Origin of the sequence: Bradyrhizobium sp. BRP56 (assembly GCF_020194035.1) — a bacterium.
GTDB lineage: Bacteria > Pseudomonadota > Alphaproteobacteria > Rhizobiales > Xanthobacteraceae > Bradyrhizobium > Bradyrhizobium australafricanum.
Genome location: NZ_JADYVV010000126.1, coordinates 1 through 9,916 on the forward strand (window position 1 = coordinate 1; position 9,916 = coordinate 9,916).

The following is a 9,916-nucleotide window of genomic DNA, read 5'->3' on the forward strand; positions in this document are numbered from 1 at the left end:
CCATCGGCAGGATGCGCCGCTTTATTCCCCGCAAGACGGATCTTGTAACCCTCTCGACCGCCAGATTCCGCCAGTTCATCGCCGCCTACAACAACACCCCGCGCAAATGCCTTGACTACCGCACGCCCGCCGAGTCCTTTGCTCAAGTGTTGCACTTCGAATGTGAATCCACCTGGTGCGCTGGCCGGCCCATGCCGAGCTCGCGACCTTTCCGGCGGAGCTTGTCGTCAAGCATCCGCCCGCGCTCGGTTTTGAAACGGCCGCTGCGGTGTGGATGCAGTATCTCACCGCATTCGGTGCGCTGGCCGATCTTGCAAGGCTCGGGCGAGGCGAGTTCGTCGTCATCACAGCGGCGTCGAGCAGCGTCGGGCTCGCGGCGATCCAGATCGCCAACCGTATCGGCGCGGTCCCGATTGCGGTGACGAGGACATCGGCCAAGGCGCCGGCGCTGCGTGAGGCCGGCGCGGCGCACGTGATCGCGTCGGTGGAGCAGGATCTGCAATCAAGGCTGGAGCAGATCGCGGGACCGAACGGCGTGCGCGTGGTGCTCGATGCCGTCGGCGGCCCCGCCTTCGTGCCGCTGACGGCGGCGATGGCGCCCGGCGGCATCCTGATCGATTATGGTGGACTCAGTCCTGAGCCGACGCCGTTCCCGCTCGCCAACGTGCTCGGCAAGAGCCTGACCCTGCGCGGCTACCTCGTGCACGAGATCGTGCGCGATCCCGGCCGGCTCGCCGCGGCGAAGGCGTTCATCCTCGACGGGCTTGCCGATGGCACCTTGAGGCCGATCATCGCCAGGACGTTTCCGTGCGAGGAGATCGCCGAGGCGCACCGGTACCTGGAGTCGAAGACGCAGTTCGGCAAGATCGTGGTGACGGTGTGAGGGGCGCACCAACGTCATTGCGAGCGAAGCGAAGCAATCCATCGGCCCGCATGCACGGAGATATGGATTGCTTCGTCGCTGCGCTCCTCGCAATGACGGCGGAAAGACCTCACGTCCCGCAGAATGTCTGCGTCACGCGCTGCTCGGGGAGCGGCGGATCGGCGTAGGCCGCGAACTGCGGCTGGTCCTCATAGGGCTTGGCCAGCACCGTCAGCAGTTCCTCGAACGGCGCGTAGTCATCCGAGTTCACCGCAGCCGCAATCACCGCCTCGATCCGGTGGTTGCGCGGGATGAAGGCCGGATTGACCGCCTGCATCGCGGCCTTGCGCTCGGCCGGCGTTTGCGGCTCCAGCGCGAGGCGGGCGCGCCAGCGGGCGGCCCATTCGTCGAACGCCGCGGGGTCGGTGAACTGCGCGCGGACGTCGGCGGCGTCATCGCTTGCGGCCTCGCCGAGATGGCGGAAGGTCAGGGTGAAGTCGGCCGCGTTCTTGGCCATCGCGTCGAGCAGATCCTGGATCAGCGCCTCGTCACCGTCGCGCACGGTGAACAGGCCGACCTTGGCGCGCAGCCCGGCGTTATAGGCTGCGGTGAACTTTTCGGGGAATTCGCCGAGGATCACTTGCGCCTGTTCGATCGCCTTCTCCTGCTCGTCAGCGAACAGCGGCAGCAGGCATTCGGCGAGCCGGGTCAGATTCCACAACGCGATGCGCGGCTGGTTGGCGTAGGCGTAGCGGCCCATCTCGTCGATCGAGGAGAACACCTGCGCCGGGTTGTAGGCATCGAGGAAGGCGCAGGGGCCGTAATCGATGGTCTCGCCCGAGATCGAGGTGTTGTCGGTGTTCATCACGCCGTGGATGAAGCCGACCAGGAGCCAGCGCGCGACCAGCGCGGCCTGCCGCGCCACGACGCCGGCGAGCAGGGCGTGATAGGGCTGGGCCGCGTCCTTCAGCTCGGGATAGTGCCTGGCGATGACATGGTCGGCGAGCGCGCGCACGCCCTCGGTGTCGCTGCGGGCGGCGAAGAACTGGAAGGTGCCGACGCGGATGTGGCTCGCGGCGACGCGGGTCAGTACCGCACCGGGCAGCGCGGTCTCGCGCATCACGGGCTCACCGGTGACGACGGCGGCGAGCGAGCGGGTGGTCGGGATGCCCAACGCGAACATCGCCTCGCTGACGATGTATTCGCGCAAGACCGGACCGAGCGCGGCGCGGCCGTCACCGCGGCGGGAGAACGGGGTCGGGCCGGATCCCTTGAGCTGGATGTCGCGGCGGACGCCGTCCTTGTCGATGACCTCGCCGAGCAGGATGGCGCGGCCGTCGCCGAGCTGGGGAACAAACTGCCCGAATTGATGGCCGGCATAGGCCATGGCAATCGGGTCGGCGCCGTCAGGCAGCCGCTTTCCGGCAAGGATTTCGGCGCCTTCGGGCGTCGACAGCAGGTCCGGGTCCAGCCCGAGCTGGACCGCAAGCGCCCGGTTCAGCTTGATCAGCCGGGGGGCGGCGACCGGGGTCGGCGCGACACGGGCGAAAAAGTTCGCCGGCAACGCCGAATAGGTGTTCTGGAACGGGAAATGAATGGTCATATCCCGAAGATAGGCCTGCGGGCCGAATAGGCAAACGATTGGCGCCCATCTGGCGCCGGATCGCAGCAAAATCTGCAGTTTCGGGCCAAAGGCGGGCGTTCCCTTGGTTGCCGCCCCGAGCGGGCTCGGGTAAACCCAGCGCCTTCGGATAGGAAGTTTCCTATCGCGATTCTCCTCCGACATCAGTTTTTGGAACGACTATGCATCGCTACCGGTCACACACATGCGGCGCGCTCCGAGAGGGCGATATCGACCAGACGGTCCGGCTTTCGGGTTGGGTTCACCGGGTCCGCGACCATGGCGGCGTGCTGTTCGTCGATCTGCGCGACCATTACGGCATCACCCAATGCGTGGCCGATCCGGACTCGCCGGCATTCGGCGAGGTCGAGAAGTTCCGCTCCGAATGGGTGGTGCGGATCGACGGCAAGGTGCGCCGCCGTCCCGCCGGCACCGACAATCCGGAGCTGCCGACCGGCATGGTCGAGATCTACATCAAGGAGATCGAGGTGCTGGGCCCGGCGGCCGAGCTGCCCCTGCCGGTGTTCGGCGAGCAGGAATATCCTGAAGATATCAGGCTGAAATATCGCTTCCTCGACCTGCGCCGCGAGAAGCTGCACCAGAACATCATGACCCGCGGCGCGGTGGTCGATTCCATGCGCAAGCGGATGAAGGAGCAGGGCTTCTTCGAATTCCAGACCCCGATCCTGACGGCATCTTCGCCGGAAGGCGCGCGCGACTTCCTGGTGCCCTCGCGCATCCATCCCGGCAAGTTCTACGCGCTGCCGCAGGCGCCGCAGCAGTACAAGCAGCTGCTGATGATGTCGGGCTTCGACCGCTACTTCCAGATCGCGCCGTGCTTCCGCGACGAGGACCCGCGCGCCGACCGCCTGCCGGGCGAGTTCTATCAGCTCGACGTCGAGATGAGCTTCGTCACCCAGGACGACGTGTTCGCGGCGATGGAGCCTGTCATCACCGGCGTGTTCGAGGACTTTGCCAAGGGCAAGCCGGTCACGAAGAACTGGCCGCGGATTCCGTTCGCGGAAGCCGTGCGCAAATACGGCTCCGACAAGCCCGATTTGCGCAACAAGATCGTGATGCAGGAAGTCTCCGAGCATTTCCGCGGCTCCGGCTTCAAGGTGTTCGCGCGCATGCTCGAAGACCCGAAGAACCAGGTCTGGGCGATCCCGGGCACCGGCGGCGGCAGCCGCGCGTTCTGCGACCGCATGAACTCGTGGGCGCAGGGCGAAGGCCAGCCGGGCCTCGGCTACATCATGTGGCGCGAGGGCGGCGAGGGCGCAGGCCCCTTGGCGAACAACATCGGCCCCGAGCGCACCGCTGCGATCCGCGACCAACTCGGCCTCAAGGAGGGCGATGCGGCGTTCTTCGTCGCCGGTGATCCCGAGAAGTTCTGGAAGTTTGCGGGTCTCGCGCGCACCAAGCTCGGCGAGGAATTGAACCTGATCGACAAGGACCGGTTCGAGCTCGCCTGGATCGTCGACTTCCCGATGTACGAGTATGACGAGGAGAACAAGAAGGTCGACTTCTCGCACAACCCGTTCTCGATGCCGCAGGGTGGCCTCGACGCGCTGACGACGCAGGACCCGCTGACCATTAAGGCGTTCCAGTACGACATCGCCTGCAACGGCTACGAGATCGCCTCCGGCGGCATCCGCAACCACAAGCCGGAAGCGATGGTGAAGGCGTTCGAGATCGCAGGCTATGGCGAGCAGGAGGTCATCGACCGCTTCGGCGGCATGTACCGTGCGTTCCAGTACGGCGCCCCGCCGCATGGCGGCATGGCAGCCGGCCTCGACCGCATCGTGATGCTGCTCTGCGGCACCAACAATCTGCGCGAGATCTCGCTGTTCCCGATGAACCAGCAGGCCATGGACTTGCTGATGGGCGCGCCGTCGGAAGCAACGCCGAAGCAGCTCAAGGAGCTGCACATCCGCACCAACCTGCCGGCGAAGGGTTAGGCGGGCAGGAGAGGTGCGTAGCCCGGATGGAGCGAAAGCGAAATCCGGGGCGGTCCCTCCTGCGGCGACGCTGTTCCAGGATTGCGCTTCGCTCCATCCGGGCTACGGCGGGAGAATCACAACCCCGTCGAGGCCTCGATCCGGAACTGCGCCAGCGCCGATTGCGGATCGGTCTTGAGCAACTGCATCAGCTGAAGCGCCGGCGCCTTCGCGCGCGGAGTGAGCTTGATGACCAGCGTCTGTCCCGGCGTCTCGATGAACTGGCCGATCGCGGTGACGAGCGCGGTGGCGTCGGGATTACCCCCGCCGATCTCGCCGCCCTGCGCCTTGATGGCGTCGAGGATGACCTTGCGCGCCTCGTCGCGGCTGATGTTCCGGGTGCGCGCAAATTGGGCGACCGCGAGATCGATGACACCGAGGTCGTGGACCGTGAGCTCGATCGTGCCGGCTTCGATCTGCGCGGCCGCGCCCATCGCTTCCGCGGCGCTGGTCGAGAATGCCTCACGCGGCACGTTGTCGAGCGTGACCTTTGCCGACGCGTTCAACAGGCCCGCCATATCGAGCTTGACCGGCTCGAGTGCGAATGCGCGTGACGGCTCGGTCCAAACGGCGCCGAGATCGGCATCGACGGCCATCCGGTCGATCCCGGCAGCGACGAGCGGTTGCTGCCGCGGATCGGCCGCATCGAGCGGCGCCGCCAGCTTGGCGGTCAGCCGCAGCTTGCTCGGGATCGATCCGACGAACTGACCCCAGTCGAGGCTGAGGACGTCGATGTTGACCGGCTTGCCGGTGGCCTTGTAGGGCGACGCGACGCCCTTGATCTCGACGCCTTCGATCAGCGGGAATAGCGCCAGCGCCTGTTCGGCCGACGGCTTCTGCGCGGCGAACTGCGCCGAGAGCCGCATGAAGCTGGCGACGTCGAGCGACTTCAGCGCGAAGCGTGCGACCTTGATAGGACCGTTCGGCGCACGGGTATCGAGTCCCTCGACCGCAAGCTCACCGATCTTGCCGTGTTCGAAGTTGAACCGCATCGAGGCGAGCTTGAGCGGGCCCTGCGGCGTCTCGACCGAGAGCCCATGCATCTCGGCATTTGCAATTCCGATGCCCGAATAGAGGCCGGCGATCTTGTCCAGCAGTTCGCGTGCCTGGGCGGCAGACGGCGGCGGACTCCCTTGCGGCGGGATCATTGCCAGCAGCGCCGGCACTTGCATCCGTGACGGATTGATCCTGGTGTCGTCGACGGTCACTCCCTCGATCCGCATGGTCACACCGGGCGCGGCGGTAATGACATAAGGACCGGCCGAAACGTGTCCCTGGACCCGATACTCCCTGTCATCGTTGGCCTTGCCTGGATCGAATATCGCCGCCATCGCGCCGACGTCGATATCGGTCGCGGCGATGTTGGCGAGCTCGCCGGTCATTTTGATCGGCTTGCCTGCCGCCTGCTGGTTGATCGTGAACACGACCTTGTCGGTTTTGCTGGACGCGATTTTTCCGTCCTTCATGTTTTCGATGGCGATGCCCGAATAGGCGAATTCGCCGCCGGCGCCGTCGCCGGCTTTTGCGGCGGCGCTGAAGGTCATCGTTCCGGTCAGGCTGGGCGCAGCGACCGATGATGCGTTGATGCTCGCGAGCAGTCCGAACGCGGACCGGTACAGCTCGAAGATCGACGACGACGCCGGAAGCTGGGGCAGGCTGGCGGGGCCGGAATAATCCTTCACAGTGATCCGCGGCGCCTTGTAGGTCAGTGAGGTGATCGTCGGGGTAGGTCCTGCCACGCCGATCTCGACATCGCTGAACCCGACATTGCCGGCGGAGACCCGTGCCGCGTCGGTTTGACCGAGGCCGGTCATCGTGAGACTGGCAATCTTGACGCTGACCGGGGATTGCGTCCCCGACTCGGTGGCGACGTCGGCGATCGTCAGGGTGCGGCTCTTGACGTCGAACGTGATCTTGCCGTGGCTCGCCTTGGCGCCAGTGGCACGGACCTGCTCGAAGGCGGCCTCGACGTCGCGCGTGACCCGGCGCTGGGCGTAAAAGTCGAAACCGAAGAAGCCGGCGGCCGCGATCACAACCACGGCGATCAGGCCGAGCAGAATTTTCTTCATTCGGTCAACTCCGGATCATCAAGGGAAAAAAATTGCCAATCCCGGCCGAAAGGCGCGGGGAGGGGCAGGCGTCGATGAACGGCCGGCCCGGGCCTGTTGACGGGGACATTATCGGATGTTGCATCCAAGTGGTTGGACATGCTTCACATCCGGCTCGATTTGCCGGACAACTGACTTTTGCCTGGATTAGCACAGAAACAAGAAATTTGGGCCGGAAACGCGGGGAGCACGCATGTCGTCATCGTCTGAAGAACTCCACAACGCGGCGCTCGCCTATCACCGGCTGCCGCGGCCGGGCAAGCTCGAGATCCAGGCGATCAAGCCGCTTGCCAATCAGCGCGACCTGGCGCTGGCCTATTCGCCGGGCGTGGCCGCCGCCTGCACCGAGATCGCCAAGAACCCGGCCGAGGCCGCGACGCTGACCGCGCGCGCCAATCTGGTCGCCGTGGTCTCGAACGGCACCGCGGTGCTCGGGCTCGGCAATATCGGTCCGCTGGCCTCCAAGCCCGTCATGGAAGGCAAGGCGGTGCTGTTCAAGAAATTCGCCGGCATCGACGTGTTCGACATCGAGATCAAGGCCGACACGATCGAGCGCGTAGTCGAGACCGTCGCCGCGCTGGAGCCGACCTTCGGCGGCATCAATCTCGAGGACATCCGCGGACCTGAGTGCTTCGAGATCGAGGCGCAGCTCAAGGAGCGCATGAAGATCCCGGTCTTCCACGACGACCAGCACGGCACCGCCATCATCGTCGCCGCGGCGATCGTCAACGGGCTGTTGTTGAACGGCAAGCAACTGTCTGACGTGAAGATCGTCTGTTCGGGTGCGGGCGCCGCCGCGATCGCAACCCTCAATCTGCTGGTCTCGATGGGGGCGCAGCGCAAGAACATCTGGGTCTGCGACATCGACGGTGTGGTCTATGAGGGCCGCAACACCACGATGGATCGCTGGAAGGCGGTCTATACCCAGAAGACCGACGCACGCGTGCTCGCCGACGTCATTCCGGGCGCGGACATCTTCATCGGCCTGTCGGCGCCGGGTGTGCTGAAGCCCGAAATGGTCAAGCAGATGGGCGACAAGCCGCTGGTGATGGCGCTTGCCAATCCGGTGCCGGAGATCATGCCGGATGAGGCGCGTCTGGCGCGTCCCGACGCGATGATCTGCACCGGACGGTCGGACTTTCCGAACCAGGTCAACAACGTGCTCTGCTTCCCCTTTATCTTCCGCGGCGCGCTCGATGTCGGCGCCACCGCGATCAACGAGGCGATGAAGCATGCCGCGGTGGACGCGATCGCGCAGCTCGCGCGCGATCCGCCGTCGGATGCGGTGGCCCATGGTTTCGAGAGCGGCGAGACCCAGGGGTTCGGCCCGGGCTCGCTGATCCCGAGCCCGTTCGATCCGCGCCTGATCCTGCGCATCGCGCCGGCGGTGGCCAAGGCCGCGATCGAGTCCGGCGTCGCGACCCGGCCGATCACCAATTTCGACGAATACGCCGCCAATCTCGAACGCTTCGCCTTCCGCTCCGGCCTCACCATGAAGCCGGTGTTCGCCAAGGCCAAGACCCAACCGGTGCGCGTGATCTACGCCGAAGGCGAGGACGAGCGTGTGCTGCGCGCGACGCAGGTGGTGCTCGAGGAAAAGCTGGCGCGGCCGATCCTGGTCGGCCGTCCGTCGGTGGTCGAGACCAGGATCAAGCGCTTCGGCCTGTCGATCAAGGCCGGCCGCGATTTCGACCTGATCAATCCCGAGGACGATCCGCGCTACCGTTCCTATGTGCAGTCCTATATCGACGTCGCCGGCCGGCGCGGCGTAACGCCGGAGGCCGCGCGGACGGTGGTCCGCACCAACAATACCGTGATCGCGGCGCTTGCGGTGTCGCGCGGCGAGGCTGACGCCATGCTGTGCGGCGTCGAGGGCCGCTACATGAGCCATCTGCGCCATGTCCGCGAGATCATCGGCTTCCTGCCGGGTGTCAGCGACTATGCCGCGCTGGCGCTGATGATCACCTCGACCGGCGCGCATTTCCTCGCCGATACCCAGGTGCGGCCGAACCCGAGCGCGGAGGAACTCGCCGAAGTGGCATCGCTCGCGGCGATCCACGTCCAGCGCTTCGCTTTCAAGCCAAGGGTCGCCTTCGTGTCACATTCCGACTTCGGCAGCTATGACACGGATTCCTCGCGCAAGATGCGGCGGGCGACCCAGCTCCTGAAGGACAAGCATCCGGAGATCGAGGCCGACGGCGAGATGCAGGGCGATACCGCGCTGTCGGCGGCGGCGCGGCGCCTGGTGCTGCCGCAGTCGCGGCTGGAAGGCGAGGCCAACATCCTGATCATGCCGAACCTCGATGCCGCCAACATCGCCTACCAGATGATCAAATCGCTGGCCAACGCGTTGCCGGTGGGACCGATCCTGATCGGTCCGGCGCGCCCGGCGCACATCCTCACCCCCGGCGTGACGGCGCGCGGCATCCTCAACATGACGGCGGTGGCCGCCGTCGAAGCCCAGGAACGCGCCGGCCGCGCGCAGCCGACGCTGTTCGGCTGACGGCCGTTGTTTGAGCACGTTATGTTCGGAAAACCGCAGTGCGGTTTTCCGCATCGTGTTTGAACCGAGATGGATTCGATTTGATCGAGGCAGGTGGAGCGACCATAATCGCTTCGCCTGCTTCGTCCGATTTCTGCCATCCAGTGAGGCCGACCCATGCCAGCGTTCATCACCTTCGGGCGGATCCTGTTCGCCGTGCTGTTCCTCTATTCGGGAGCGAGCAAGCTTTTCGGCATCCAGGCGACGGCGGATCTGCTGGCGGCGAAGGTGACGATCCCGGCCGTGGTCGCGCCCTATACGCAGCAGATCGAAACCGCAGTCGGCATGCCCTTCATGCAGCTGCTGGCGGTCATGATCGGCGGCTTCGAGATCGTCGCGGGGCTGATGATCGCGGTGAACGTGCTGGCGCGGTTCTTCGCGATTCTCCTGATCATCTTCGTGTGCTTCGCCACCTTCTACTTCCATGACTTCTGGAATCAGCCGGCGCCCGACAACCTCAGGACGCTGATCGATGCGCTGAAGAACCTGTCGCTGATCGGCGCGCTGTTCATCATCGCCGGCTACGGCCGCGGCCCGCGCCGCGACGACCCGGCCTATGGGGACGTGTAGGGCGCGGCAGCGTAGGATGGGTAGAGCGCAGCGAAACCCATCATTCGTCAGGCTGGCACGTAGCGATGGGTTTCGCTTCGCTCTACCCAGTCGTCCGTGAAGAATGCAGATCGGCCCGATAGATAAGCAGAAGTTGTCTCGATGAAGTGTTCGATTTTGCAGGAAAGCCGGGTGTTGGGCCGCGGTTTCTTGCGTTTTAGGATTTTGCTTTCGAGC

The 9,916-nt window shown here is 65.4% G+C and carries 5 protein-coding genes and 1 pseudogene; 4 read left to right on the forward strand and 2 right to left on the reverse strand.

Annotated elements, in window-relative coordinates; translation table 11 throughout:
* Nucleotides 1-172: 172 nt before the first annotated feature.
* A pseudogene (locus I6F38_RS42435) lies at nt 173-883 on the forward strand (zinc-dependent alcohol dehydrogenase family protein); the annotation flags it as partial.
* A gap of 109 nt (nt 884-992) precedes the next feature.
* Here the strand turns inward: I6F38_RS42435 and I6F38_RS42440 are convergent.
* The gene (locus tag I6F38_RS42440; RefSeq protein ID WP_225164577.1) at nt 993-2,465 is read right to left on the reverse strand and encodes a protein adenylyltransferase SelO; all 1,473 of its coding nucleotides are present in this window, start codon (nt 2,463-2,465) and stop codon (nt 993-995) included.
* A 200-nt stretch (nt 2,466-2,665) separates the two neighbouring features.
* On the opposite strand from I6F38_RS42440, the gene aspS reads away from it, so the two are divergent.
* On the forward strand, nt 2,666-4,441 hold the full coding sequence (gene aspS, locus I6F38_RS42445) for an aspartate--tRNA ligase (protein WP_225164578.1): 1,776 nt from the start codon (nt 2,666-2,668) through the stop codon (nt 4,439-4,441).
* Nucleotides 4,442-4,557: 116 nt separating this feature from the next.
* On the opposite strand, the gene I6F38_RS42450 is transcribed toward aspS, so the two are convergent.
* On the reverse strand, nt 4,558-6,549 hold the full coding sequence (locus tag I6F38_RS42450; protein ID WP_225164579.1) for a hypothetical protein: 1,992 nt from the start codon (nt 6,547-6,549) through the stop codon (nt 4,558-4,560).
* Between the two features lie 232 nt (nt 6,550-6,781).
* Between I6F38_RS42450 and I6F38_RS42455 the strand changes: the two genes are divergently transcribed.
* Nucleotides 6,782-9,091: an NADP-dependent malic enzyme gene (locus I6F38_RS42455; protein WP_092086399.1), complete on the forward strand. Its 2,310-nt coding sequence runs from the start codon at nt 6,782-6,784 to the stop codon at nt 9,089-9,091.
* Nucleotides 9,092-9,247: 156 nt separating this feature from the next.
* A complete protein-coding gene (locus tag I6F38_RS42460) occupies nt 9,248-9,700 on the forward strand; it encodes a DoxX family protein (protein WP_225164580.1) in 453 nt (150 codons plus the stop codon).
* Nucleotides 9,701-9,916: the final 216 nt, after the last annotated feature.